The sequence below is a fragment of the Peribacillus sp. TH16 genome (assembly GCF_016651095.1).
In the GTDB taxonomy this organism is placed as follows: domain Bacteria; phylum Bacillota; class Bacilli; order Bacillales; family DSM-1321; genus Peribacillus; species Peribacillus butanolivorans.
In genome coordinates, this window is record NZ_JAEKEM010000002.1 from 1,699,325 (window position 1) to 1,725,703 (window position 26,379).

24 protein-coding genes, 1 tRNA gene and 1 pseudogene are annotated in these 26,379 nt (G+C 36.7%); 10 read left to right on the top strand and 16 right to left on the bottom strand.

The genetic code is table 11. The features are described from left to right. Window positions 1-84: 84 nt before the first annotated feature. Together JFV29_RS30280 and JFV29_RS08210 are read right to left on the bottom strand one after the other, a co-directional pair. A pseudogene (locus JFV29_RS30280) lies at window positions 85-309 on the bottom strand (alanine:cation symporter family protein); the annotation flags it as partial. Window positions 310-451: 142 nt separating this feature from the next. Next, window positions 452-1,444: a glutaminase gene (locus JFV29_RS08210; protein WP_201182360.1), complete on the bottom strand. Its 993-nt coding sequence runs from the start codon at window positions 1,442-1,444 to the stop codon at window positions 452-454. A gap of 397 nt (window positions 1,445-1,841) precedes the next feature. On the opposite strand from JFV29_RS08210, the gene JFV29_RS08215 reads away from it, so the two are divergent. Together JFV29_RS08215 and JFV29_RS08220 are read left to right on the top strand one after the other, a co-directional pair. Further along, window positions 1,842-3,161, top strand: coding sequence for an ATP-binding protein (locus tag JFV29_RS08215; protein ID WP_313889313.1), 1,320 nt, complete (start codon window positions 1,842-1,844; stop codon window positions 3,159-3,161). A gap of 4 nt (window positions 3,162-3,165) precedes the next feature. Next, the gene (locus JFV29_RS08220) at window positions 3,166-4,113 is read left to right on the top strand and encodes a response regulator (protein ID WP_201182362.1); all 948 of its coding nucleotides are present in this window, start codon (window positions 3,166-3,168) and stop codon (window positions 4,111-4,113) included. 116 nt (window positions 4,114-4,229) lie between these two features. Here the strand turns inward: JFV29_RS08220 and JFV29_RS08225 are convergent, their stop codons facing one another. The 8 genes from JFV29_RS08225 to queG all read right to left on the bottom strand — a co-directional run bounded on the left by JFV29_RS08225 (window position 4,230) and on the right by queG (window position 12,212). Continuing rightward, entirely contained in the window at window positions 4,230-5,237 is a 1,008-nt protein-coding gene (locus JFV29_RS08225) for a FecCD family ABC transporter permease (protein ID WP_201182364.1), read from the bottom strand. Continuing rightward, the gene (locus tag JFV29_RS08230; RefSeq protein ID WP_201182366.1) at window positions 5,234-6,244 is read right to left on the bottom strand and encodes a FecCD family ABC transporter permease; all 1,011 of its coding nucleotides are present in this window, start codon (window positions 6,242-6,244) and stop codon (window positions 5,234-5,236) included. Before JFV29_RS08230 ends, JFV29_RS08225 begins: the two co-directional genes overlap by 4 nt. Window positions 6,245-6,310: 66 nt before the next feature. Continuing rightward, window positions 6,311-7,231: an iron-hydroxamate ABC transporter substrate-binding protein gene (locus JFV29_RS08235; protein ID WP_201182368.1), complete on the bottom strand. Its 921-nt coding sequence runs from the start codon at window positions 7,229-7,231 to the stop codon at window positions 6,311-6,313. Continuing rightward, on the bottom strand, window positions 7,182-8,030 hold the full coding sequence (locus JFV29_RS08240; protein ID WP_201182370.1) for an ABC transporter ATP-binding protein: 849 nt from the start codon (window positions 8,028-8,030) through the stop codon (window positions 7,182-7,184). Before JFV29_RS08240 ends, JFV29_RS08235 begins: the two co-directional genes overlap by 50 nt. A gap of 337 nt (window positions 8,031-8,367) precedes the next feature. Next, window positions 8,368-9,117: an oxygen-insensitive NADPH nitroreductase gene (gene nfsA / locus JFV29_RS08245; RefSeq protein ID WP_057217955.1), complete on the bottom strand. Its 750-nt coding sequence runs from the start codon at window positions 9,115-9,117 to the stop codon at window positions 8,368-8,370. A gap of 91 nt (window positions 9,118-9,208) precedes the next feature. Next, window positions 9,209-9,697 (bottom strand): tRNA (uridine(34)/cytosine(34)/5-carboxymethylaminomethyluridine(34)-2'-O)-methyltransferase TrmL, encoded by a 489-nt coding sequence (trmL, locus tag JFV29_RS08250; protein WP_053344672.1) that lies wholly within the window; start codon window positions 9,695-9,697, stop codon window positions 9,209-9,211. Window positions 9,698-9,762: 65 nt separating this feature from the next. Continuing rightward, complete coding sequence (locus JFV29_RS08255) at window positions 9,763-10,620, bottom strand: amidase domain-containing protein (protein WP_057217886.1); 858 nt, start codon at window positions 10,618-10,620, stop codon at window positions 9,763-9,765. Between the two features lie 452 nt (window positions 10,621-11,072). Next, the gene (gene queG, locus JFV29_RS08260) at window positions 11,073-12,212 is read right to left on the bottom strand and encodes a tRNA epoxyqueuosine(34) reductase QueG (protein ID WP_201182372.1); all 1,140 of its coding nucleotides are present in this window, start codon (window positions 12,210-12,212) and stop codon (window positions 11,073-11,075) included. Window positions 12,213-12,317: 105 nt separating this feature from the next. On the opposite strand from queG, the gene JFV29_RS08265 reads away from it, so the two are divergent. Next, a complete protein-coding gene (locus JFV29_RS08265) occupies window positions 12,318-12,986 on the top strand; it encodes a B3/B4 domain-containing protein (RefSeq protein WP_053344669.1) in 669 nt (222 codons plus the stop codon). Window positions 12,987-13,316: 330 nt separating this feature from the next. On the opposite strand, the gene JFV29_RS08270 is transcribed toward JFV29_RS08265, so the two are convergent. The 4 genes from JFV29_RS08270 to JFV29_RS08285 all read right to left on the bottom strand — a co-directional run bounded on the left by JFV29_RS08270 (window position 13,317) and on the right by JFV29_RS08285 (window position 17,428). Then, window positions 13,317-13,390, bottom strand: a tRNA-Gly gene (locus tag JFV29_RS08270). Between the two features lie 189 nt (window positions 13,391-13,579). Next, window positions 13,580-13,993, bottom strand: a complete 414-nt coding sequence (locus tag JFV29_RS08275) for a YbjN domain-containing protein (protein ID WP_098176604.1) — start codon at window positions 13,991-13,993, stop codon at window positions 13,580-13,582. A gap of 153 nt (window positions 13,994-14,146) precedes the next feature. Continuing rightward, window positions 14,147-16,099, bottom strand: coding sequence for an FUSC family protein (locus tag JFV29_RS08280; RefSeq protein ID WP_201182374.1), 1,953 nt, complete (start codon window positions 16,097-16,099; stop codon window positions 14,147-14,149). A 300-nt stretch (window positions 16,100-16,399) separates the two neighbouring features. Next, the gene (locus tag JFV29_RS08285) at window positions 16,400-17,428 is read right to left on the bottom strand and encodes an NADP-dependent oxidoreductase (RefSeq protein ID WP_201182376.1); all 1,029 of its coding nucleotides are present in this window, start codon (window positions 17,426-17,428) and stop codon (window positions 16,400-16,402) included. 490 nt (window positions 17,429-17,918) lie between these two features. On the opposite strand from JFV29_RS08285, the gene JFV29_RS08290 reads away from it, so the two are divergent. The 7 genes from JFV29_RS08290 to JFV29_RS08320 all read left to right on the top strand — a co-directional run bounded on the left by JFV29_RS08290 (window position 17,919) and on the right by JFV29_RS08320 (window position 25,088). Further along, window positions 17,919-19,670, top strand: a complete 1,752-nt coding sequence (locus tag JFV29_RS08290; RefSeq protein ID WP_397443447.1) for an ABC transporter ATP-binding protein — start codon at window positions 17,919-17,921, stop codon at window positions 19,668-19,670. Between the two features lie 23 nt (window positions 19,671-19,693). Further along, complete coding sequence (locus JFV29_RS08295; protein ID WP_201182380.1) at window positions 19,694-20,368, top strand: response regulator transcription factor; 675 nt, start codon at window positions 19,694-19,696, stop codon at window positions 20,366-20,368. Next, window positions 20,332-21,402 (top strand): HAMP domain-containing sensor histidine kinase, encoded by a 1,071-nt coding sequence (locus JFV29_RS08300; protein ID WP_242486801.1) that lies wholly within the window; start codon window positions 20,332-20,334, stop codon window positions 21,400-21,402. The genes JFV29_RS08295 and JFV29_RS08300 overlap by 37 nt, the downstream gene beginning before the upstream one ends. A 774-nt stretch (window positions 21,403-22,176) precedes the next feature. After that, on the top strand, window positions 22,177-22,716 hold the full coding sequence (locus tag JFV29_RS08305; protein WP_201182381.1) for a TetR/AcrR family transcriptional regulator: 540 nt from the start codon (window positions 22,177-22,179) through the stop codon (window positions 22,714-22,716). A 69-nt stretch (window positions 22,717-22,785) separates the two neighbouring features. Next, window positions 22,786-23,058 carry a DMT family transporter gene (locus tag JFV29_RS08310; RefSeq protein ID WP_235569608.1) on the top strand — a complete coding sequence of 91 codons (273 nt, stop codon included), beginning with the start codon at window positions 22,786-22,788 and terminating at the stop codon, window positions 23,056-23,058. 25 nt (window positions 23,059-23,083) lie between these two features. Next, window positions 23,084-23,431, top strand: coding sequence for a DMT family transporter (locus tag JFV29_RS08315; protein WP_053344663.1), 348 nt, complete (start codon window positions 23,084-23,086; stop codon window positions 23,429-23,431). A gap of 298 nt (window positions 23,432-23,729) precedes the next feature. Beyond that, window positions 23,730-25,088: an IS1182 family transposase gene (locus tag JFV29_RS08320; protein WP_201182383.1), complete on the top strand. Its 1,359-nt coding sequence runs from the start codon at window positions 23,730-23,732 to the stop codon at window positions 25,086-25,088. A 202-nt stretch (window positions 25,089-25,290) separates the two neighbouring features. On the opposite strand, the gene JFV29_RS08325 is transcribed toward JFV29_RS08320, so the two are convergent. Beyond that, entirely contained in the window at window positions 25,291-25,758 is a 468-nt protein-coding gene (locus JFV29_RS08325) for a UPF0158 family protein (protein WP_201182385.1), read from the bottom strand. Between the two features lie 64 nt (window positions 25,759-25,822). After that, the gene (locus JFV29_RS08330) at window positions 25,823-26,263 is read right to left on the bottom strand and encodes an SRPBCC family protein (RefSeq protein WP_201182387.1); all 441 of its coding nucleotides are present in this window, start codon (window positions 26,261-26,263) and stop codon (window positions 25,823-25,825) included. Window positions 26,264-26,379 lie beyond the last annotated feature (116 nt).

The window sequence follows — 26,379 nt, forward strand, 5'->3', positions numbered from 1 at the left end:
CCATGCTTTCCAAAATTCATTCCTTTATATTAACTTTTTAAAGTAACTGGATTAATGATTAGTGCTAGTGTACGTTCAATAAATAATCACAATGGGGATTCCTGTAATGTTACCTGACCCCACACTAGAAGCCATATTAATACAAAACGGTTGAAAACGGTGAAACCTCATTTTTGGAACTAGTTTTATCTTTCTTAAAAACACGAACCATTTCTTTTAACAATCGAAATTGTATAATTTTCGATTTAATAAGAAGTACAAACCGAAAGAAGCAAGCATAATAATTAATAAGTTTGACCAAAAAAACATTTGATACGTCAATTTACATCTTAAAGTAATTGTTGGGTACATCACTTCTGGTTGTTTAGTAGATTGATAGGGAAATCTTAAGGATGTCCCCTTTATCGCCCTTTTATTATTAGCACCAGAACCCCCTTAACCATTAGGCTTTTTAGAAAATACTTAGATCCCATTCTTGTGCCATTTGTTTCAATAACATCCCACCTGTTACGCTATTCCCATATTCATCAATAGCTGGTCCATATATACCAATACCACATCCATCTTGAAAAGGCATTTCTCTTCTAGCACTTGGAGGAACTAGTGCCATAATCCCGCCAGATACTCCACTTTTAGCTGGCACCCCAACAAAAGCCGCAAATTTCCCCGAAGCATTGTACATTCCACAAGTTAGCATTAACGCTTTGGCTAGTTTAGCTACTTCTTTAGGAAGGACTTGTTCTTGACGAATAGGATGGTACCCATCTTGTGCGAGAATTAGTCCAATCAGGGCTATGTCTTCTGTTGTTACTACTATGGAACATTGCTTCAGGTAAACCTCTAAAGCTTCCTCTACATCCGATTCTAAATAATTCGTCTCTTTTAAATAGTGAGCTAGAGCTCTATTTCGATGAGAAGTTAGCCACTCAGATTGAAACACTTCCTTATTGATTGTCGGGCGTTTCCCTAACAAACTTTCGATTAATTCATAGAGAAATTCTAATTTTTTTTGTGAAGACTCGCCTGGGAGAAGCGAAGCTATAGTAATTGCTCCAGCATTTATCATAGGATTAAACGGTTTTCCTGGCTTATGCATTTCCAAACGAATGATTGAATTAAAAGCATCCCCAGTTGGTTCCACATCGACCCGATCTAACACATAAGAAATACCACGACCCAAGCATGCGGCTATAAAGCTGAGTACTTTTGATATACTTTGCAATGTGAAAGGGACTTCCCAATCCCCTGACGTTATCATTGTTCCACCTGGCTCTAGTATGCAAATACCTAATTGCGATAAGTGTGTATTTCTCAATGCAGGTATATAATTGGCGGTTTGTCCTTTAGTAGCATAGGATCTGTAATGTGCTACCCATTCATCTAAGCAGGTTTTCTTTTGACTACTTGCGTGAATGTTATACTCTTCCGCTAATTTTTCAACCATATTTCCCCACCTCTTTAGTTGTTGTATCATTATTTTTTCTTTATAAGCGTTTTTACCGAATCCCATTAAGCCTACTTACAATAGATTCGTTGAAAACATAATTAAGCTTATAAATATTGTTAAGCGCTTTCAAAATTTCTCTAGAGGGAACCTATTTTTAATTTTAAAGAGGGAACTACATAATCATACGAAAACCTACAAAATCAAAAAAATAAAATCTTCAAAAAAAAAAGCGTGATTGTCTCACAGGTTCCAGTACCAATTTTTGTGAATAGATAAACCAGATTGTTTTTGCCATACTTGGTACAAATCCGTTTTAGATTCGTTTTTAAGAACCAAAGTAAGCGTTGTATTGAAACCGATGAAACTGTATACTAATTTTCTAACAAATTGGGAGGTGATCGACTTGAATCTCGGTACATTAATGAAAAAAGAGGTCTATATCCTTGTTCTGATGTCGTTAACAGTGCCATTAGCAGGTGAATTGAGTTTTTATCCTTTAAATGAAACGTTTCGAATAAGTTTTGGTCCGCCGGTACTTTTCTTCTTTTTACTATTATTACAGAAAACACCTGCCATTTTATCGGGCATCTTGACAGGAACAATGGTTGTTGTATTTCGTATTCTAATAGACTTTTTCATTCAGGATAATTTTCACTGGACGTCCACTTTTCAAGAACATTATCCTAGTTTTTTCTTTTATTTTACCTATTCCTTTCTTTTTTATTTAGCGAAAATCAACCGCTTTCAAAACCGATCATTGATTATTGGATTTATTGGTCTCATTATCGAAATATTGTCCGACTCTGTAGAATTAATCTTTCAATATTTTGTATTAGATACAACAATTACGATAGGTGCATTAAATGAGATGATTATAATCGCATTCGGTCACAGTTTTATCGTTTTAAGCTTTTTTAATATGATGAAACTTTATGAAGCACAATCAAGAGAAAGGCAAATCAGAAAACAAAATGAACACATGCTGATGCTCATTTCCAATTTATATGAGGAAACGATTCATTTAAAAAAAACATTAAAAAATGCAGAGAATATTACAAAGGAATCGTATGATTTGTATCGTGATTTAAATGAACGGGAAAAGCGGGAAAAACAGCCTCATGTTCTCACACAGCAATTAAGTCAAAAAGCATTACGCATCGCAGGCGAAATGCATGAAGTTAAAAAAGATAATCAACGAATTTTTGCCGGTCTCTCTAAATTGATTTCTAATGAGAGTTTTAAAGATTATATGGATGCTGCTGAACTTTTCCAATTAATTATCCGAATTAATGAAAAATATGCCTTATCACTAGAAAAAGATATTCAATTTGAATACTCATTAGATCGAAACAACGATTCACATTATCATGTATATACCGTATTATCTCTTATCAATAATTTAGTAGCTAATGCAGTGGAAGCAATTATTGATAAGGGAATCGTTAGATTAAGTTTGTGTGAACTTTCCGACAATGTAGAATTAAAAGTTGCTGATAATGGAACTGGAATCCCTCAAAAATATCAGAAGGTGATTTTTAAACCTGGATTCACTTCGAAATATGATCATTTGGGGACACCATCAACAGGGATTGGACTCTCATATGTAAAAGAAGTGGTGAAAGAACTTGGGGGAGATATCCTGTTTGAGAATAAGCCTAACGGCGTCGTTTTTTCAATAAAGTTACCAATTCATAAGTTGATTCAGAAAGGGTGATTTCATGCGTTTTTTTATAACAGATGATGATTGCGCTATACGTTCAATCCTAAGCCAAATTATAGAGAACGAAGATTTAGGAGAAGTGGTGGAGGAAGCGGAAGATGGCAGTCTATTAGAAGGACACATTTTGAATTTAAAACAAATTGATATATTATTTATTGATTTATTAATGCCTATCCGCGATGGCATTGAGACACTTCGTCATATAAAAGATACATTTAATGGGAAAATCATAATGATTTCGCAAGTTGAATCAAAAGAACTTATTGGTGAGGCATACTCTCTCGGAATCGATTATTATATTACTAAACCAATTAACCGTATTGAAATATTAACAGTTATTCGAAAAGTAATGGAACGTATTTATTTAGAAAGATCGATCACTAATATCCAAACCTCATTAAATAGTGTATTGCATTTTGAACAGCCAAAAGTGGATAAATCAAATATTTTAAATGAAAAAAGTATAATAGAAGTGGGCGAATTTCTTTTATCGGAATTAGGGATTGTGGGAGAAAATGGATCTAAAGATTTCATTGAAATGCTTCAATATTTATTCATGTATGAACGTACTTATACTTTTGAACAGCATTTCCCAACTCTTAAAGATATTTTTGTAGAAATTACAAAAAAAAAGCTCGGACCATCAGCTGTACAGGCTGATATTAACCGGGAAATAAAAGCTACCGAACAGCGAATACGCAGGGCAATTAATCATTCGTTAATTCATTTTTCTTCGCTAGGTTTAACGGATTTTTCAAATCCAAAGTTTGAAAATTATGCTTCTAAATTTTTTGATTTCACTGTCGTTCGCCAAAAAATGAAAGAATTGCAAAATGATTCAACAATAGTTCTTACTCCTACCCGAGTAAATACAAAAAAGTTTATTCAAGTATTCTTTTTCGAAGCGAAGCGCTTGAATTCAGAGGAGATTATTAGATATAGATAATCATAAATAAAAACAAGATTGCTACGGAAATTTGTTAAATTCCACAAAGCAAAAAAACCCCTGAAATAAATATTTCAAGGGATTCTTTCAACAATCATGAGTCTGTACACATATTCTTATTTTTTTAATAACAAATACATAAAATAAGGTCCACCAATTAAAGCGACCATAATACCCGCTGGAATACCCTCGGGTTCAACTATATTACGACCGATTGTATCGGCAAGCAATAGTAGCCATCCACCAATTAATATGGCAACCGGAATAAATAATTGATTTCGAGGTCCCACTAAAGATTTTGCTATATGTGGGGCCATAAGTCCAATAAATGCAATTCCACCTGTAACTGAAACGGCAGCAGCGGCTAGGGCAACAGCTGTTATAAGTAAGACAATCCGTTCCTTTTCAATCGATACACCCACACCGATTGCAACAGGTTCGCTTAGCCCAAGAAGATTCAATCGGTTTGCTTTATATAAAGTAAATGGAATGAGTATAACCAGCCACGGAAGTATTGCCCATATGAAAGGCCAATCCGTACCCCAAATATTCCCCGCTAACCATTTCGAGATAAAATCAACTTTTGATCTTTCGGCTGATGAAATGAGTACAATCATCATACCGGAAAGTGCCATTGAAAACCCCACACCAATTAACACTAACCGTACAGGTTCAAGACCGCCCCTTCTTTTATAAGAGAGTACATATATTAAGCACGCTGTCAGTAACGCGCCGATAAAAGCGACAAGTGGAATCATATAAACAAATGAACCTGTGTCTATTGGGAAAAACAAAAAGAAAACCGCAATCGCAACACCAGCTCCAGAGTTAATACCGATAATCCCTGGATCAGCTAAGTCATTACGTGTTATTCCTTGTAAAATCGCACCAGATAGTGCAAGGGCCATTCCTGCTAAAAGAGTAATGATGATTCGTGGTAATCGGACGGAAAATAAAATGAATTCCTCTTTAAACGTCCCTTGCCCGAAAAGCGTTGGAATCAGTCGGTCATAAGATAAATTAGAGTACCCCAAACTGGTCCCAATAATGATTGTAATGATAATAAGTGCGAATAATGCACCTAGTATCCATCGCTGTTTTTTGATTAAAGCTGACTGGATCATGAAAATGCTTTACCTCCTTTTCGAACGATTAGGAGGAAGAAAGGTAAACCTATCATCGCAACAACCGCTACCACAGGTGTTTCATATGGAGAATTAATTGTACGGCCAATTGTATCGGCAAGAAGCATGAAAGTGGCTCCTAAAATTGCGGACATAGGTAGGATGAAACGATAATCCGTACCAACAATGGCTCGAACCATATGGGGAACCATTAAACCGATGAACACCATATTCCCTACAAGCGCTACGGAAGCCCCAGCAAGGAGAATGATGACAACGAAGAGAATCGCTTTTATTTGTGTTGTCTTTTGACCTAATCCAACAGCTACTTCTTCGCTTAAGCTAAGTATAGTGAGCTGTCTAGAAAAGATAAAGGAGATCAAGATACCTATTAAAATAAACGGAACGATTACTTGAAGTTGACTCCATGATGTTCCGATATTTCCCCCTGCCGTCCACATCGATACATCTTTTGATACTTTGAAATAAATACCGACCCCTTGTGAAACGGCAAATAGGAATGCAGAAACTGCAGCACCTGCTAAAACAATCCTTAATGGAGAAAATCCTCCCTTTTTCATTGCACCGATACCGAAAACCATAATTGCCCCGACAGCAGAACCAATAAAACACGCGATCATAATGCCTAAGTTATTAGCCGAAGGAATGAAGGCTAGGGTAATGGCAAGAGCTGCATTGGCACCTGCCGTCAATCCAAGCAACCCAGGATCAGCAAGAGGATTCCTCGTCATTCCCTGCATGATGGCACCAGAAACTGCAAGTGCTGCACCTACAAAGATGGCACCAACTTCACGAGGGAACCGGATTTCCCGAATGATGGAAATCTTATCACCTGTAGCATTGGACGTCAGTGCTTGCCATACATCCTTGATGGTAGCATCGGCTGCACCAAACACCATAGATATGATGAACATGCCGATAAAGGCAACGATCGCTATGATCAGTTTATATATAAATGGGATGAAACGTTGATTTTCATTAGTCATCTGTCTCTCTCATCTCTTTTTTATAGAATAAAAGGAGAGGAATCAGACTCCCTCTCCCTCGCTGTATCATTTTCCAAGAAAACTTTTTGAAAAGAAGTCTAATTGGTAATCTAATGTTATTGGATCATTGAAGTAGAATTTTTTTGCATCAGCTTCAAATAGTTGATTGTTTTTAACGGCAGGTATGTTTTTAAACGTATCTGTTTGTTGGAATGAATTGTCCTGATCTTTGTTATTGCTCAAAATGACATAATCACCGGCATAGTCTTTCAGGACTTCTAATGATAAGGCAAAGTAACCATCTTTCAATGCCACTTCTTTTACCTTTTCAGGCATGCCCAATTTCATTTCTTGATAAAGGATTTCCGTTCCACGGCCCCAATTATCGCCGTATACATAGAATTGTTTGTCAAACTTTTCCAATACGGAAACGGTAGCATCTTCACCAATTTTAGCTTTAATGTCATCACCAGTGGATTTTGCCCGTTTTTTGAAATCATCCACCCATGCTTGAGCTTCTTTTTCTTTATTCAAGAGTTTACCAATTTCTACATGTTGTGTTAAATAGTCCACTTTTCCGTATGTATACGTTACGGTTGGAGCAATTTCTTTTAGTTTATCGACATTTTTAATCGTTGATAAACCAATGATTAAATCCGGATTTAACTCGATGATTTTTTCCAAGTTTTCGTCAGTTACTTCCTCGACATCTTTTAATTTTTTAAAATTCGGGTTCATTTTAGACCAGGAATCAGCTCCTACAAGGTTAACATCCAAAGCCATGACATTACCTGCGAAAGAAGATAGTACGACTACACGCTTAGGATTCGCAGGCACTTCGACAGGCCCATTTTCAGATTGGTACGTGATGGTACCCGATTTTTCCTTTTTCGAATTCGAGCTCTCATCCTTTTCGGTTGACTCGTTACCGCAAGCACTAATAATTAACACTAACAGCAGAATAAATGGAATCATTATCTTTTTCATTTGTTGTCAATTCTCCTTTTAATAAATTGTATGTACTACACATTGGTTTGTTTGTTCGTTGATCTCTTCCGATTACCGCATCAATATGGAATACTTCCTTAAGTACTTCATGAGTGATGACTTCTTCACAATCTCCCGCTTTGACTATTTCTCCTTCTTTTAAGGCAATAATATAGTCAGCAAAACGAGCAGCTTGATTTAAGTCATGTAGGACCATGACAATCGTACGTTCCTGTTCTACATTCAGCTTCTGTAAGAGTTCTAAAACCTCTAGTTGATGTGCCATGTCCAAATAGGTGGTCGGCTCATCAAGGAAGATGATTTCTGTTTCTTGTGCAAGGGCCATTGCAATCCAAACGCGCTGGCGTTGACCTCCTGATAGTGCATCTACAGGCCGGAACTTAAAGTCTTTTGTTCCTGTTACTTCAAGTGCCCAGTCGATCACTTCATAATCTTTTTTGGTCAAGCGTCCGAAGCCTTTTTGATAAGGAAAGCGACCATAAGATACGAGTTCGCCGACTGTTAATCCACTTGCACTTTCTGGTGTTTGCGGAAGAATCGCCATCTTTCTAGCGAGTATCTTTGTGCTTTCTTTTGAGATATTTACTCCATCTAAAACGACTGACCCAGATTGATTGGGAATAATGCGAGTGATTGCTTTCAACAGTGTAGATTTCCCACAACCATTGGATCCGATAATTGTTGTAATTTTTTTATCTGGAATTTCCACACTGAGATCTTTTACAATTAAACGTTCACCATAGCCAATATTTAAATTCTCTGTATATAGGCGAACCATTATTTAACCTCCATTTACTGAAAAATAAGTAAGTAAAAACTCAAATGAAAATGATTATCATTATCCATTACTTAATTACTATAATTCTATATAAATATATTGTCAATAGTTATTTATATGGCTATAAAAGGATAATTTCATGTTGGATGTATGGGGAACAATGCTAATACTATTTATCTAGAAAGGGCTACCTGTTTATTCCAATATGAAATAAAAACAGAATGACCTCGGGGACAATACCCGAGGTCATCTTATGGCTAATTATGGATAGCCGGCTTTTAAGAATAATCCATTTATGGATAAAAATTCAGATATCCTAACAAAGTTTTTTTATCATTTAATGTTTTTTAAATCCTTGCTTTTCCACATAATCTTTCATATACATCCGGCTTTTCTTTCCAAGCATACCAGCCATTTGCTGTGTCCAGGTATCTTTTCGTTTGCCTTTTGTACGGCTTTCATAATAACTAGAAATCGTTTCATTATACTCTTTCAGTTGACCGATAAACTCCTGCTTATCCGCCTGATAGCCATTTTCATGGTATATATTAGATTGTGGCAGACGTGGCTTTTTATCGGAACGATTTTTAGGATAGCCGACTACAAGGGCGAATAACGGAATAACACGATGTGGAATATTCAAAATCTCTGACACTTCTGGAAGATTGTTACGGATTCCACCGATATAGCAAATGCCAAGATCCATTGATTCTGCAGCCAATGCCGCATTTTGAGCTGCAAGAGCTGCGTCAATGCATGCAACCATGAATTTTTCCGTACTTTCAATCGAATCGGAAAGGTCTGTATCTTCCATCTCAGCTATCCGATCATGTCGATATAAATCAGCGCAGAAAACGAATAGGTGCCCATTGTTCTCTACATAAGATTGTGGTCCGGCAAGCTCCGCTAGCTTGGCTTTCTTTTCTGGATCGGTTACCCCAATGATTGAATACGCTTGAATATAACTTGAAGTTGATGCAGCCTGAGCACATTCAACAATCGTTTGAATTTGCTCTTCCGACAATAGCTTGTCCTCGAAAGAACGAATGGAACGGTGATCTAAAATCTTCTCAATAATATTATTCAAAGCTTCCACCCCTAAAAAAGTATGTAGGTAAAACATCCACCAGGGGGGCTATATCCCCCACTGATAGTATGGTAATAAAAGCATTAATCCATCAACCTTTTGTTTTTAAATCCAAATCACGATAATTTTGCTGCCTTAAGGCCTCATAAATTAAGATCGCTGCTGTATTGGATAGGTTTAGAGAACGAACTTTATCCGTCATCGGGATTCGCAGACAACGGTCTAAATTTTCATGAATCAGGTCTTTCGGAAGGCCCGTCGTTTCACGACCGAACATGAAATAAATCTCACTGTCCTGATCACTATAATCGAAGGTTGTATGCGGCTGCTCTCCAAATTTCGTTAAGTAATAAAATTCACCGCCGGCATTCTTCTCATAAAACTCTTCCAATGAATCATAATAATGGATTTTAACATTCTCCCAATAATCGAGACCGGCCCTCTTAAGCTGTTTGTCATCTGTTGAAAAACCGAGCGGACGAATAAGGTGCAGGGACGTGTCTGTTCCTGCACACGTTCTTGCGATATTACCTGTATTTGCTGGAATCTGTGGTTGATATAAAACTACATGTATTGCCACTTCATTTTCACCTCTAGTTTAAACTTCATCTAATTATAGCATTAAACAAACAGACTAAAAACCAATCACACTCCATCCAAAATCGAGAAAAATTTATAAACGATATTCGGTGTATATCTGCTCGAATCCTCGTACGTCCAGTATCGATGGCGACTGTTCATCGTATGGGCATTCACAAGCGGCATTCCGTTCTGATCCTTCGCCGTTACAATCAAGTTATGATCAAAGCGTCCGTTTCCTTCGAAGTCAATACACATGATATCGCCTATATCCATCTCCTCAGCTGTTTCTAAACGTTTTGTCTGGATTCCCTTTCCGCCAGCGAGCAGATTATATAAGGAGTGTGCAGTCGTCCAGGTATAGCTCCAGCTTTTCCCTCTTATCCACCAGCCCTTATTTTTGTTTGGCGCCCCCCACATTGGGATTCCTCCTGCATGCAAACATTGTGAAATGAAATTCGTGCAATCATCAGTGAACTTGTGGTACGCAGGATTAAATTCATTCCACCACCGCTCGGCATACTGGACGGCCTTCATCCTGTCATACTTATAAGAAAGTCGCTCCGAACCTTCTTCCCATTTTGGAGGCACCTCTTCTGGTTCAAAGCTTGGTACAAGGTCACGTTCATCTATTAAATACCCATCTCTAAACCTCGCCTCCCTTTCTTCCATTTCCTCTTCTATATAAAAAGAATCTTCCTGCTTCAATAAATATTGTAGATGTACTTTATAGGTCAATACCGTATCCTTTTCTTCCTTTCTCTTCGAGTGAACCTTTCCTGCAGCATTTACCCGCACAATTTCCGTAGAGCGGTTCCGCATTAACTCCTTTTTCAGATGCAATTTTCTTTCATCGCGTTCTTGAGTATCAGAAGTATAACACTCCACTCTTTCTTGCAAAAGCTGTTTCAATTGTTCCCTCAAAATTATGCCCCCCTTCATACCATCTATGCTAATGTGTATGTATGAGGGCATGGACAAAAACACAACTTCATTAAAGAAGAATATATTAATGGCCTGTTTTTGTTCATTTCCTCGAAATAAACTCTTATTAACAAAAGAAACTAGCAGAAACGCTTCGAACATCACGAGCCAAGGTATCCACTTGATTAAATAATATATCTGAAAAATAAAAGGTATTATTAGCCTATCATCACAGCAGAATACAAAATCTACTCCCCTGTATTCCGGTTGAAAGGTTTTGAGCTTCTCCCGCCCTATATAAAAAATTAGCCGGCAATCAGAAAGTTGTCCAAGCATATCGAGGACTCTTTTTTACCTACATATTAAACCCTCATCCTCACATTTCTACAAAAAATAAAAAAAGCCGTCCCGTTAAATTTCTTACGAGGCGGCTATATCTGATATATTTAATATTATTGATGCTCCAAGGTAAACTGCAGTCCTTTTTCAATTTCTGCACGAACCTCTTCATCGGTTTCGTTCATTAAAGCTTCCTCTAAAATAGAAACTACTTGTTTCCGTCCAATTTTCCCAATCGCCCAGGCCGCGGTTCCCCGTAATACAGGACGTGGATCTTCCTTCATGATCTGAATCAATTCGGGTAGTGACGTTTCATCTTTAAAGTGGGCTAATGCTAAAATGGCATTTCGCTGGATTGGCTTTTTGCCTCGCCACGAACCAGATACATAGCCGTATGTTTCTTTGAAATCCCGATTTGAGATCGTAAGCAGAGGCTTCAACAACGGCTTCGCAACCTCAGGGTCAGGCTCCATCTCTTCATGAAAGTGAAAATCCATTCCTTTGTTTTTCGGACAAACAGTCTGGCACGTATCACATCCGTACAAACGATTGCCTATTTTCGTCCTGAATTCATCAGGGAGAAATCCTTTTGTCTGCGTTAAAAAAGCAATACAGCGCTTAGAATTCAGCTGGCCACCCTGCACAAGTGCACCTGTTGGACAAACATCCACACATTTATTGCAAGTCCCGCATTGATCTTCCATCGGTTGATCCGGTATAAATGGCAAGTTTGTAATCATGTCACCTAAATATACATAAGACCCAAACTCAGGAGTAATGATCATACTATTTTTAGCACTCCAGCCTATTCCTGCACGCTCAGCAACAGCACGATCCGATAATTCACCAGTATCTACCATAGACTTTACCATTGCTCCTGGCACTTTATCTTTAATAAAATCCTCAAGTAACTGCAATTTATTGCGAAGAACCGTATGATAATCCGTTCCCCAAGAGGCCCGGCAAAAAATCCCACGTCGCTCACTTTTTGTGCTTTGCGGTGCATTCTTCAATTTAGAAGGATAGGCCAGTGCAATCGAAATAATGGATTGCGGTTTATCAAAAATCATTTCAGGCCTGACCCTTTTTTCAATATCCGGTTCTTCAAATCCTGACTGATAATCTAGTTCCTGCTGACGGATCAGCCGACTTTTCAATTCCGTGAAATTAGAGGCTGATGTAAACCCAATTTTATCAATGCCAATCTCTTTACTATATATAATCACTTCTTGCTTAAGTGTATTCATATCCATATTTATCACCTTCGTTCATTCATTATTCCCATCGAAGCTTGTATTCATTTCAAACCATTGCTATCTATGATAAACTAATTGCAATCATTTTTGGAGGTGTAACGCTTGGAAATTAACATTTCCGCTAATCTTAGCAGTAAAATCCCTGATTTCAAAGTTGGGATCATTACATATGAAAACATCGAAGTTGGCCCCTCCCCGCAAATGGTCAAAGGAAGACTGCAGTTATTTCAAGAAGCTCTTTTCTTCGATCTAGATGAAAAAGAATTAACCGATTTCCCGGGTATCAAAGAGTGGCGAAAGATTTTCAAAACGACCGGAACGAATCCGTCACGCTACCGTCCTTCCGTGGAAGCTCTATACCGTCGTGTTAAAAAACAAAATTACTTAACATCTATTCATTCCGCTATCGACCTGAATAACTTCTTCTCCCTTTTATATGAAGTGCCTATTGGCATATATGATGCGGATAAATTAACAGGAGATATCTCGATTAAAATTGGCGAGAGTACAGACGAGTATAACGGCTTGAATGGCCGCTTGAATTCAATGGAAAACATGATTACTTCTGCCGATCGTGATGGAGCATTTGGAAGCCCCTACGTTGATTCAGAACGAACAAAGGTCACGGAAGAAACGAAAAAGGCAATCCAAATCATCTATTTACAACCAAAGACACCAATCAAAGAAGCCCATCAGCTAACAGAGTCCTTAATGAAAATGTTCCTCGAAATCCACGGTGGAGAAGGAACTTATTCCATTTTAGAAGTATAATAACAATCGAGCAGAACTAAACCCCCTTCCAAAATCGGAAGGGGTCTTTTTATAGGATAGGATATCAACCTGTGAATGTTTTTTCTTCTATTACAAACACATTCCCCAGTTTTGGATTCACTTGATACGCTTCCTGACATCATATCAACTAGTTTCTTAGTCACCCATGATCAGCCTCATCTCATACTACTTTCTTAAATTATAGATAGGTACATACAAATCTAGACAATAAAAAAAACCCTACTGTAAACAGTAGAATTCTCATTATAAAATATTTAAACGCAAAGCTTCGTTCTCCAGGTAACGAAACCCTGCGTTATGAGTATGTATTGGAGCGGGTGAAGGGAATCGAACCCTCATCATCAGCTTGGAAGGCTGAGGTTTTACCACTAAACTACACCCGCGTATTCTTGTAGAAATTTGTCGAATCGCTATCAACAAAATTAATTATATAGTTTATATTAAATAAATGCAATAGTTATTTTTAAAAAAATAATAAAAATTTAATGAATGTTACAATAGTATATTCATCACTCTATTAAAGATGTTAAAAAGTTCTCTAATAACAGAGAACTTTCCCTACATCTCCACTGTTAAGACCAGATGACTTCCATTAACGACGGGTATACCTGCTCCGCTGTTTCAAGTAACATGATTAACTTCCTGAAAGCTAGATCTGGTAAAAATTCTCCCTCAAGGGAATAAGAATAACGAATTGAAATAGTCCCTTTTTCTTCATACAACTTTGAATATCTAAAATTAGCATTATATTCATTTAACAGTGTATGTACATCCCGCCTTTTATCAGGATTCTTCAACTCGGCAACATTAAAGCAAAATAAATCCGCCACATTTTCATTTTGGTTGAAAGCAAAAACTAAAAGAACCTTCCAGCCATCTTTTAACTTTTGCTCTGCTCTAAAAAAGGTGGTGTCATCTTCTTTCAACTCATTCATATAGATTTTCTCGCGCGTTAAAAAATCTCGAAATTTAGCAACGTTTGACATGATCCATCACCTTTCTGTATGTATTTACATTTTATACTGAAAATTGGCATTTTTACAGACTTTTTGAATAAACCCTCTATTTTCAGCTAGTGCATTCATTCAGTTGAATTGAGGGAGCCAATAATAAGAACTCCCTTAAACAAAACTCTAAGGTTAGCTTGAAACTTCTCCCCTAAACTGAAGAGCTTCTTGGAGGTCCAAAATCTCGTGACGAATTTTTGAAAACCCTTCAATTTCTGGTACGGTTTTATTTGTTGAAGATTGATCTTTATCTGCAGCTATTGCCATGGTTTCAAAAACATAAAGCAATTGAGCGAGATCCTTCTCTGAAAGAACTGGACGTTCAGAGTATTTCAAGCTGGCATTTAGATAATACCCCAATTGTTCTATTGAGAATATTACGGGCCATAGAGACTCTAATCTGGCCTTGTTTTTGAATATCTCACCTAGAGACGTATTGTATACCGTTAATAGATTGACCATATTGGTTTGCATTTTGCTTCGTTCACTGCTCTCATCAAATGTAAGGGTCCTATTATTTTCAGAGAACGCCATTAATAAAAATTGACCCTGACTTCGAATCGTTTTCGCGATAAAATGACTCAGAAGACTGGACGCTGATCGACTTCCGACTAACAATGACCCAGCAAGGCCTATAATACTCCCTACAACGATATCAGTTATCCTTACTGTTGCAAAGAAACTGAAGTCGTAACTTTGAGTTGAATATTCTGCCATGATTAAAGCTGAAGGTGTAAAGAACATCGCAGCTAACCCATAATTCCGAACGATAAAAAGCTCTGTAATGAAAGTCAAACACAAGATGATTAGCACAATAATAAACTCGTTATGAACAGATGCAAGAATCAAACTTGCTAATAGGAGCCCAATGATTGTCCCGAAAGTCCTTTGAACAGCACGATGAAATGTGGCGATAATGGTAGCACCGGACATTACTGCAGCACAGGATAAGGGCACCCAATACGAACGATTAAAACCGGCTGAATAAGCGATGATAGCGGCGATAGTAAGGATTGTTCCATATCGTACAGAAGTGAGAAAGACTATGGAGTTTTTATCAAATGCCCCCAGAAATATGGTTTTTAGAGAAGGCTTTGAGATTAAGACTTCTTGATGAATTTTTTGAACCGGTTCATTCATGATGGCATCTGCATTATAGATTTTTATGAATAAATCTTCTACTTCTTTATCAACCTGCTCTGGCTGAAGAATCTTTGATTTATTTTTCGTTTTAGATCCAATAGAGTCAGCTAATGCCTGAACGGATTTCCCTAATTCAGGTGGAAGTACGATCTTATTGTTCAAAGAAATTTCAAGAACTCTCAAGAATATCGCGTTTGCATGTTCATTTAAAAGAAACAACCGCTTAAATATATCTGTACTTCTCTTGGCTGAATACCCGGCTAAAAGCGTATTTTCTGCTTGCTTCATTGCTAGTACCGTTCTGTGTCTTGCTGTATTAAACTTCTCTGTCCCTATTGAATCAAAGAATACCGCCAACTCTCTATACACTTTTTCCACTGCATTAGTTTCAGGTCCATGGGGATTGTAAAACCAGCCTAACATACAGATTATCCAAGATAATGCCCCACCTAATAAAACAAGCCCTCCACGTAACGGCGCAAGTGATTGATCAATAGGCATACCTGTAGCAAGCGCAAAACTCAAAACGAAAAATATTGCCGAAGGACCAGTGATATTTAAAGCACCAAAAATGAAAAATACACATGCCCCAATAATCCCCATCACTATAGCTGTCCCTAGCTGATATGGGGCCAAAAGGGTTCCTAAGACAACAGATAAAGAAAGGCCCCACATTACAAAGAAAATCTTTTTAGCTCTTTGCTCATACGGTTGGTTAAACACGTATAAATAAGAGAATCCACCAATTCCTGCCAGTAAACCGTACTCAAAATTCCCAAATAATAATCCTATGAATACAGGTAATGCAGCAGCAATTCCTGCACTCAATGCCTTTATCCACGGAAATGGATTCTTTTTTATTTCAAAAGCCTGTTTAAATGTCGTATGTATCGCTTCTAATTTCGGAGACTTTGAAGATACTCTTTGTTTATTTTTGCCCATTTCACTTTTCCTTTCATTAAATAATTCGCTCCCTATCTTCTCTTTTGACGCTATTCAACCGTTATCTTGATGGCTTAATCTAGAGCTTCTTTTAATATCCTTCATTAACAACAAAAGATACCTTAAAGGAAGAGGAATATACGTTAATCTTTCTCGTATCTAGGAAAAGGGAAACGGCCTTCCCCCGATTGAATATCGAAAAAAGGCCGCTTATTATATACCCTTAATTATTTACTCTTTTTTCAATACTGTTTTAAAGACTATGTCACACCAATGTTACCCTCTACTAGGTTCCCATGCTTAGAGCGTAGCGTATTTAGGTTCTGCAACTTTTACAAGTTGTTTACCCAGATTCGTTCCTTTAAATAAACCTAGAAATGCATCAGGGGTATTTTCAAACCCTTCAATAATGGTTTCTTCATACTTCAATTTTCCTTGCTGTAGCCATTCCCCTAAATCTGTCGCACCTTCTTGGAATCTTTCGGCATAATTACCAACTGTGAAACCTTTCATAAGTGCACTCGTTTTGATCATCGCCGATTGCAGACGCGGCCCTAAATCTTTTCCTTCTGCATTATAAGAGGAAATCGCTCCGCATAATGGAATACGAGCATTTGTATTTAAAAGTGTGAAAACAGCATCCGTTACCTCACCGCCAACATTATCGAAATAAACATCGACTCCGTTAGGAACAGCGTTTTTTAAATCTGTCGCAAAGCTATCTTTTTTATAATTAACAGCTCCATCGAAGCCAAGCTCTTTTGTTAAATACTCAAGTTTTTCATCTGAGCCAGCAATGCCTACTACCTTAGCACCTTTGATTTTAGCAATTTGTCCAACTACTGAACCAACAGCCCCAGCTGCTCCAGAAACCACGACTGTTTCACCTTCTTGAGGTTTTCCGATATCGAGCAAACCAAAGTAAGCTGTTAAACCAGTCATCCCGAGAATCCCTAAATGAGTTGTGACAGGGGCAACTTTAGGATCAATCACTCGGATTTCTTTTTCATTGACCACCGTATACTCTGCCCAGTCGATATTCCCAACAACAACATCTCCTTGTTTGAAGGAATTCGAATTGGATTCTACCACTTCGGCTACAACGCCTCCAGTGATGACCTTATTCAATTCAAATGGAGCTATATATGATTTAGTATCTTGCATTCTTCCACGCATGTATGGATCGACAGATAAATAAAGCGTCCGTAATAATATTTGATCTTCTTTTGGTGTGGGAACATCACTCTCCACAAAGTTAAAATCTTCTTTCGAAGGCATTCCTTTTGGTCGGTTTGCCAGGGTGATTTTTTGTTGTTTGGATTGTGTCATTTTGTGTTCCTCCTTGATTTTGAATACGTAATATCTAAAAGTAAGCGTATCACTGTTAAAGATCCTTGGTCAAAAATTATGCCCTCTTGATAATTCCATACTTTTCTATATGTAACCCTTACTAAAATATCTAAATCCTATGATATCTATTATGTCCTATCTATTTCATTCATATAAAGGTCATCTGGATTAGGGCAAACTCCTGTATATTTTATACAAAAGGCTTTGGTAAACATTAAAGTTGATTTATGATTTGTTCAACGGCTTCATCTAATATGAAGTATCACTTATTTAACAAATCATTCATGCACGGATTTTAGCTACGGCATCCCTATGTTTGCTTTTTTGGTAGATTAACTAGCAAAACAAAGTCATGTTACCAGTTATTTCGAAAAAACCACTAAATAGAATAATTAACTTAGAAGTTCATATTCAATTCATAACTTCTTTGTATACTTCCTCTTGTAAAAAGGATTAAGAAAGGATGTAAATAAATATGTCAGAAGTAAAAAAGCAAAAAGGATGGCGCCAGTTTATTCGATTAGTTCAACAAACAAAGCCTTCTAAACTAATGATAGGGATTGCTTTAGTATTAAGCTTAAGTACAACAGGTGTAGGATTATTAGTCCCGTTATTCACAAAGAATCTTATTAATGATTTTTCAATTAGCTCACTAAGCACTGAACGGATCACACTTCTCGTTCTTGCAATTATTGTTCAAGCATTGGCTAGTGGATTTTCCATCTATTTATTAAATCGGATCGGGCAATCTGTAGTAGCGGGTATTCGAGATCAACTATGGAGAAAATTACTTGTATTACCCGTGAATTATTTTGATGAACATCAATCAGGAGAAACAGTTAGTCGAATGACAAATGATACAACTGTAGTGAAAGGATTAATTTCGGAACACCTATCTAATTTCGTTACAGGAATCATTTCCATTGTAGGCTCCATGATTGTGTTATTTGTACTGGATTGGAAAATGACATTGTTGATGCTCATTGCAATCCCACTCTCTGTTTTAATATTAATGCCGCTTGGCAAAAAAATGCATCAAATATCAAAGGGGATGCAGGATGAGACAGCAAGTTTCACCTCAATTCTCCAACAGGTGCTAACCGAAATCCGTCTAGTTAAAGCATCCAATGCAGAAACATTTGAATATCAAAATGGAAATAAAGGGATTACCAAATTATTTCAATTCGGATTAAAAGAAGCAAAAATACAAGCTTTAATTGGCCCACTAATGAGTTTAGTCATGATGGCATTACTTGTCCTAATTTTAGGTTATGGGGGAATGCGTGTTTCTTCAGGAGCTCTGTCAGCTGGAGCTTTAGTTGCATTCATTATGTACCTTTTCCAAATTATCATGCCAATGGCTCAATTAGCAGGTTTCTTTACACAATTCCAAAAAGCTACGGGTGCAACAGAGCGTATAATTTCCATTTTGGATTCAGAAGAGGAAGAAGACGCGAATCAGCAAGTTCAAAATATCAATCAATCAATCACCGTGGATCATCTAAACTATAGTTATAATAATGGAGAACAGGTACTTAAAGATATAAGCTTTACCGTTGAAGCAGGTAAAGTCACTGCAATTGTCGGCCCAAGTGGCAGCGGAAAAACGACTCTTTTCTCATTATTTGAGCGTTTCTATAAACCACAGCAAGGCTCTATCTCCATAGGTGGGAAATCCATAAATGATTTCACACTCCTTTCATGGAGAAGCCAGATTGGTTATGTTTCGCAAGAAAGTCCTATTGTATCAGGTACAATTAGAGATAATATTTGTTATGGAATAGATCGGGATATAACAGATGAAGAATTAAATCAAGTAGCTAAAATGGCGTATGCCGATCAGTTTATTTCTGAACTTCCAAACGGATATGATACTGAGGTTGGTGAACGAGGTATGAAATTATCAGGCGGTCAAAGACAAAGAATTGCGATTGCTCGTGCATTTTTAAGAAACCCAAAAATATTAATGCTTGATGAAGCTACCTCAAGCCTAGACAGCAAATCGGAACATGTTGTTCAACAGGCGTTAAATGATTTAATGAAAGGCAGAACAACAATAGTAATTGCTCACCGCCTATCGACTGTCATTAATTCAGATCAAATCATCTTCCTAGAAAAAGGGAAAATAACAGGCAGCGGAACACATAAAGAACTATATAATACGCACTCATTATATCGCGAATTTGCTGAACAGCAGTTAAACAAACTTGAACTAGCCTAATTCATCGAAAGGAAAGAAGAAGGATGACAAAAATATTAATTGTCGATGATGATGCCCATATTCGCGAACTTATACAACTCTTGTTAAGAAAAGAAGGGTTTGATCTATATGAAGCCTCAGATGGGCTACAAGCATTGAACTTAATGGAGAAGGTAAAAATCGATTTAGCAGTTATTGATATAATGATGCCTAACATGGATGGATGGCAATTATGCAAAGAGATACGGGAATTTAGTGATATCCCCATTTTAATGCTGACGGCAAAAGGAGAAACAACACAGAAAGTAAAGGGATTTGGTCTTGGGGCAGATGATTATCTTGTAAAACCATTTGAGCCAATCGAATTAGTCCTTAGAATAAAAGCATTATTAAAACGGTATAAAATCACTATTTCTCAAACATTAAAGATAGGTGAATTAAAGATGAATCGCAACACACATGAAATGTCATTTAAAGACCTGGAATATACGATTCCTTTAAAAGAGTTTGAAGTGTTATTTAAACTAGCAAGTTATCCTGGAAAAACTTTCTCTAGGGAAGAACTTATTGAAGATATTTGGGGCTATGATTATGAAGGTGATGAACGAACTGTCGATGTTCATATTAAAAGAGTGAGAGAACGGTTTCCAGAATTGGAATTCCCATTTCGGATTCGAACGATTTGGGGATTAGGTTACCGTTTGGAGATAACAAGTTGACGGCCAATCGATTTTTCAAACCAATACTTGGCGGACTGTTTTTTCTGGCGTTTATGTCGTTTTGTTTTTCGGCTGGTTACTATATCATTCAGCTATTGCCTTTAAGACTATCCGATTTTGTTCAATATCTAGCAACAATCATGACTAGCATCGCCATTATGATATTCATTGGTTATCTTATGCATGCTATAAATCACAATAAACGCGTAAATTTTTACCTGGAGATCATTGATGCCTTAAGGAAAATTGCCAATGGCGATTATAATGTCCATTTGGATTTTAAAATGGATAAGAGAAACGGCGAAATAACCGAAATCATTAACCACTTCAATCACATGGCCAAACAATTGAAACAAATGGAAGAAATGCGGCAGGAATTCATCTCTAATGTCTCACATGAAATACAGTCGCCTCTTACTTCCATTGTAGGATTTGCCCAAGCGCTTCAATTTAATAAGCTGACAATAGAAGAACGAAATCATTACCTCCATATTATTGAGACAGAGAGCCGGAGATTATCTAAATTAAGTGATAATCTTCTGAAGCTTACATCCCTTGAATCCAAGCATCATCCGTTTGAAAAAAAAAGCTATCGACTAGATCAACAAATTCGAACAATTATTTTGGCTTGCGAACCGAATTGGATGCAAAAAGAATTAGTAATGGATGTATCATTAGAAAAGATTTCGGTCTTTATAGATGAGGATTTAATGAGCCAAGTATGGACAAATTTAATACACAATAGTATCAAATTCACCCACTATCATGGAACAATTACTATTCGATTACAACAGATTGATGATCAAGCAGTCATAAAGATTTCTGATACTGGAATTGGCATTTCAGATAAAGACCAGCTTCACATATTCGAACGATTCTATAAAGCAGACCAGGCAAGGGAACGCTCAAAAAGTGGGAGTGGTTTAGGTTTATCGATTGTGAAAAAGATTATTGATATGCATGATGGGACTATATCTGTTAAAGGTGAACTCGGAAAGGGAACGACTTTTACAATACGAGTACCAATATCATGAAGAAATTTTTCATGAGCGATTTTCTTATTTTGGGTATAATTCATGCTAGGTCTCCTGGTTTTGATAAAAGTGTCCTGAGGCTGGCCAGCCTCAGGACACTTTTACCATACCAAGGGTCTTTTTACGCTCAAATCTCATTTTTATTCATTGGAGTGCTGCCGCCTTAGCTCCATAAGAAAAAACCTGCCTAAGCATCTCCCTTATTGAAGTAAAGCACCTGTTACTTTAAGTACAATATTTCACAACCTTCTATCTATTAAGCAACCTAACTTCAGCCCAATAATTGAAAAAAATATTCAATATTATACATAATAATTACACCTAATATTAGAAAAATAAGGGTGGTGACATATTATTTTGAGTTCTTCAGGTACTTCCACTCAAGAATAGACTGAAAGCATATAATAAAAATAAATAAAGTATCAAAAGCCAATTCATATCATTTGTACTTACCGACGGAAAAGTGCATAAAAAGATGACTAAGATAACGCCTCTTCCCCATCGGTCAACAATTTTATCAGAAGTTTCCGAAATCTTTTTCTTTTCTACACCAAGTAAAAAATAGCCCAAAACTTCACAGAACCTTTGAAAATTATTTGGTATGCACAAATTAAGCATCGCATGAAATATGTTAAGTGTTTATTGGAAAATATTAACAAACTATTGGCTGGTTTAGTTGAATAAGAGTTATTGTATGTACTTGACAAAAAAACCGTTTGGACGATATTATTTAAAAAAAACCGTCTGGACGGTTTTAAAAAGGATTGATACTATTTGGAATCGAAAGCTAAAATGAAACGTAATCTTATCTTGAAATCTGCAAAAGAATTCATTATTCAAAATGATTTTAATGATTTGACTTTAGATGCTGTGGCAAAACAAGCTGGAATAAGTAAAGGTGGCTTATTATATCACTACCCAAATAAAGAAGCATTATTGCTAGGGTTAACACAATATATTTTTGAAGAATTCACTATGTTATTTGAAGAACATGCTAAGAAAGACCCATTAGAAAAAGGGAAATGGTGTCGTGCTTTAATTGAAACAACCAAAGAGGACTTGGACCACAATGCCGAGTTAAATATAGGAATAATTGCTGCTTCTATGTTGAATCCTAGTTTATCAGAAAGTATGTCCAAAAGTTATCAGTATATGCAAAACAAAGTCGAACAGGATAATATAAATCCTATAACAGCAACTATTATTCGGTTAGCAATAGATGGCCTTTATTACTCAGAACTGTTTAATATAGCACCGTTAGATGACAAAATGAATAAGGAAGTAATCCAGCAATTAATAAATATGACAAAATAGGAGGAGTTCACCTTGAATCCATATGTAATTTTGGGAATAGCCATCATTAGTGAAGTATTTGGTAGTTCAATGTTAAAAGTATCAAACGGATTTAAAAAGTTGTTCCCTTCCATTGGAGTAATAATTGGAATGGGTATAGCCTTTTATTGCTTGTCTTTATCTCTTAAAACAATTCCACTTGGTACGGCTTATGCTATTTGGTCAGGTATAGGCACAGCTTTAACCGCATTAGTGGGTGTTATCGTTTATAAAGAAAGTTTTAATCTGAAAAAATTTCTTGGTTTAGTCCTAATCATTGGTGGAGTTGTTGTTTTGAAACTCTCAAGTGGTGGCGCTCATTAACCTTTAGAGAATCGGAGGTAATTGTATGAAAGGTTATATCGCTTTAGGAATATCAATTATCAGCGAAATATTCGGCACGACAATGCTTAAATTGTCGGAAGGATTCACAAATTTATTCCCTTCAATTGGAGTTATTCTTGGTTTTGGTTTAGCATTTTATTGCTTATCATTATGTCTTAAAACAATTCCGTTAAGTTTAGCTTATGCTATTTGGTCAGGAATAGGAACAGCTATAACAGCGTTAATTGGTGTACTGTTATGGCGAGAACCATTTAGCATCATTACATTAGGTGGCTTAGTATTAATAATTGGAGGGGTAGTTTTATTAAATGCTTCTAATACTTCCGAACAAGTAAAAAAATCATCAAACTAAAGGTTTGATGATTCAGACTGTAGACAAACTCGATGAAAATCGAGTTTGTCTACAGTTTTTTTGAGGGGTTGTAAAAATTCGAAAGTTGATTTCCACTGCAGGCACTCGCTTTCCGCGGGCGGTCAGGGAGCCTCCTCGGCGCCTTTGCGCCTGTGGGGTCTCCCTTGGACACGCTTTTCCCGCAGGAGTCTCGCACCTTCCGTTCCAATCAACTTTGTTTTAACAATTAGAAATAAACACTTTTTCCTACAGTCTTTTTTGTTTTAATATAGGAGTATTAAAACTTGAGGTGATGACGATGCTTTCGAAACATAATTCTATTCAGCGAGATCAACTTGAAATGATTACTTTGGATCAACTGGTGCCAGCGAACCATTTGGTTCGTAAAATTGAGGGGGCCATTGACTTCACTTTCATTTATGACTTGGTGAAAGAGATGTATTCAGAGATAGGCCGCCCAAGTATTGATCCAGTTATTTTAGTTAAATTGACATTCATTCAATATACCTTCGGTATTCGTTCGATGCGTAAAACGATTGAAGAAGTTGAAACGAATATGGCTTACCGTTGGTTTTTAGGTTACGGTTTCCATGATAAAGTACCTCACTTCTCAACGTTCGGGAAAAATTATGAGCGTCGCTTTAAAGATACAGACCTGTTTGAACAGATTTTTTATCGTATCTTAATGACAGCATCAGAAAGAAAGTTAATTAGTGCAGAGCACGTATTCGTTGATTCAACACATGTGAAAGCCAGTGCGAATAAGCGGAAATTCGAAAAGAAAATCGTTCGTAAGGAAACACGAGCATATCAAGGACGCCTTCAAGAAGAAATAAATCAAGATCGTGAAAACAATGGAAAGAAGCCTTTTCCATTGGATAAATTTGATAAAGAAGAAACCAAAGAAATTAAAGAAAGTTCAACTGACCCTGAGAGTGGCTACTATGTAAAAGATGAACGAACAAAACAGTTTGCCTATTCATTTCATACGGCTGCAGACCGCAACGGTTTTGTACTGGGGACGATTGTAACACCAGGAAATACGCATGATAGTCATATCTTAGAGCCTCTTGTTGAACAAGTGATTGAGAAAGTTGGAAAACCTGAAGCTGTTGCCGCAGATGCAGCTTACAAAACACCAGCCATTACAAGCTACCTTTTTGGGAAAGAAATCACACCAGCTTTACCCTATACACGTCCACGAACAAAAGAAGGGTTCTTTCGCAAGCATGACTATGTCTACGATGAACATTTTAATTGTTATCTCTGCCCATCGGGCGAGATTTTAAAGTACTCAACAACAAATAAAGAGGGCTATCGCGAGTACAAATCACCCAAACACACTTGTGCGACATGCTCATTTTTATCACAGTGTACAGTAAGCAAAGACCATCAAAAAGTGGTGACACGCCATATCTGGCAAAATTATATGAAAGAAGCAGATCATCTGCGTCACCACAAGGATGTAAAACCTATATATGCGAAACGCAAAGAAACAATAGAGCGTGTATTCGCAGATGCAAAAGAAAAGCATGGTATGCGTTGGACTACTTTAAGGGGACTTAAAAAATTGTCGATGCAGGCGATGCTTACATTCGCTGCCATGAATTTAAAGAAGATTGCCAATTGGACATGGCAAGGTCCAATAATGGCTTAATAAAGTGGGCTCGTAGAGGCCCAATCTCTTAATCTTGATCAAAATTCAAAGGGAATTTCAAAAGGGGTCCAGAATTAAAACATTCTGGACCCCTTTTGTCTACAAACTGAATCATCAAACTAAAGGTTTGATGATTTTTTTTTCTTAAAATGATTCTTGCTAGTTAGTCTCATTCACGCTTATTGAAAGCACTTTGTCTTATCTATTCAATATAGTTGACGTTATTATCTTGACACCATTTTTTAGCAATTTGTTTAAAACGCTCGTCACGATATGAATACCATTGATCTTCGATTTCAAAATCTATTATTTTGTCCTTGAATTTTCTAAAGGCACCCTTTCCCTTAATTTCTAATAATAAAGAATTTTGCTTTCGTAGATCACTAACAGTTAGGCAGAAGTCTTCCATCATTTCATATTCATGGACATCATATTTAGTTGGTAACTCTATATAATTCTCAAAGTTTTCAACAACATCATTAGCAACCCTTAAATTTTCTTGTTGCCAATCAGGTAAATGATCGAATGGTTCATCATCTTCAGCAGCTCTCAAATCATTAGAAGTTACAAAAAAAATTTCACCCGTATTAATATTTAGAAATGATTGAGACTCTTCAAACTGTATTTCCATTTCTTCAATAATATCTTTAAGCTTTACTTGTACAGTCATGATATAGGATCTCCTTCTATATTTTTTTACAGTCGCACCTGTTAGTTCCACAAGAATTATTTAACTAATGGATTAATGATGCTCTCAAATTACTAATACCATTTTCCAAATAACCCTTTAAACAAGTTAACATATATACCCAACCCTCTTTTTGTCCTATCATTTTGTTTATTATCTCGGGGTCATCTTCTTTAATACCCAATTCGTTTACTTCAATAATTGTACTCGTATTAACCAACTCTTTTAGTGTAATTGTAACAACCGTTTCTTGACCATATCCTCCCCACGAGAAAACAATTTTTTTATCTTCCTCGACTTCCAATACATTGATAACTCCTTCAGCATTGTATTCATCATATCTCCAAGTAATCGTCTTGCCTTGTTCCACTCTTCCAGTTCCCGATGAAAACCAATAATTAGACATTTTTTCAGGGTCTACTATGGCTTCAAATACCTCATTAACTGGTTTGAGTATTTTAAATTTCGTAGTTACTTGAGTATCCATACAAAATCAACTCACTTTCGGAATATTTGATAATTGTTCCATTATATCTATATCATCATTAAATAAACAAATTATACTTTCTTAACTTCTAAAAAATCCCTTTTATTTATATAGTT

Bases quoted from the DNA above. Each gene is read 5' to 3' on its own strand.
- queG (WP_201182372.1), bottom strand. From the start codon at position 12,212: ATGGATATGAATACACTTAAGCAAGAAGTGATTATATATAGTAAAGAG.
- JFV29_RS08295 (WP_201182380.1), top strand. From the start codon at position 19,694: ATGACAAAAATATTAATTGTCGATGATGATGCCCATATTCGCGAACTT.
- JFV29_RS08320 (WP_201182383.1), top strand. From the start codon at position 23,730: ATGCTTTCGAAACATAATTCTATTCAGCGAGATCAACTTGAAATGATT.
- JFV29_RS08310 (WP_235569608.1), top strand. From the start codon at position 22,786: ATGTTAAAAGTATCAAACGGATTTAAAAAGTTGTTCCCTTCCATTGGA.
- JFV29_RS08225 (WP_201182364.1), bottom strand. From the start codon at position 5,237: ATGATCCAGTCAGCTTTAATCAAAAAACAGCGATGGATACTAGGTGCA.
- JFV29_RS08230 (WP_201182366.1), bottom strand. From the start codon at position 6,244: ATGACTAATGAAAATCAACGTTTCATCCCATTTATATATAAACTGATC.
- JFV29_RS08210 (WP_201182360.1), bottom strand. From the start codon at position 1,444: ATGGTTGAAAAATTAGCGGAAGAGTATAACATTCACGCAAGTAGTCAA.
- JFV29_RS08330 (WP_201182387.1), bottom strand. From the start codon at position 26,263: ATGGATACTCAAGTAACTACGAAATTTAAAATACTCAAACCAGTTAAT.
- JFV29_RS08325 (WP_201182385.1), bottom strand. From the start codon at position 25,758: ATGACTGTACAAGTAAAGCTTAAAGATATTATTGAAGAAATGGAAATA.
- JFV29_RS08280 (WP_201182374.1), bottom strand. From the start codon at position 16,099: ATGGGCAAAAATAAACAAAGAGTATCTTCAAAGTCTCCGAAATTAGAA.
- JFV29_RS08315 (WP_053344663.1), top strand. From the start codon at position 23,084: ATGAAAGGTTATATCGCTTTAGGAATATCAATTATCAGCGAAATATTC.
- JFV29_RS08235 (WP_201182368.1), bottom strand. From the start codon at position 7,231: ATGAAAAAGATAATGATTCCATTTATTCTGCTGTTAGTGTTAATTATT.
- JFV29_RS08240 (WP_201182370.1), bottom strand. From the start codon at position 8,030: ATGGTTCGCCTATATACAGAGAATTTAAATATTGGCTATGGTGAACGT.
- JFV29_RS08285 (WP_201182376.1), bottom strand. From the start codon at position 17,428: ATGACACAATCCAAACAACAAAAAATCACCCTGGCAAACCGACCAAAA.
- JFV29_RS08220 (WP_201182362.1), top strand. From the start codon at position 3,166: ATGCGTTTTTTTATAACAGATGATGATTGCGCTATACGTTCAATCCTA.
- JFV29_RS08275 (WP_098176604.1), bottom strand. From the start codon at position 13,993: ATGTCAAACGTTGCTAAATTTCGAGATTTTTTAACGCGCGAGAAAATC.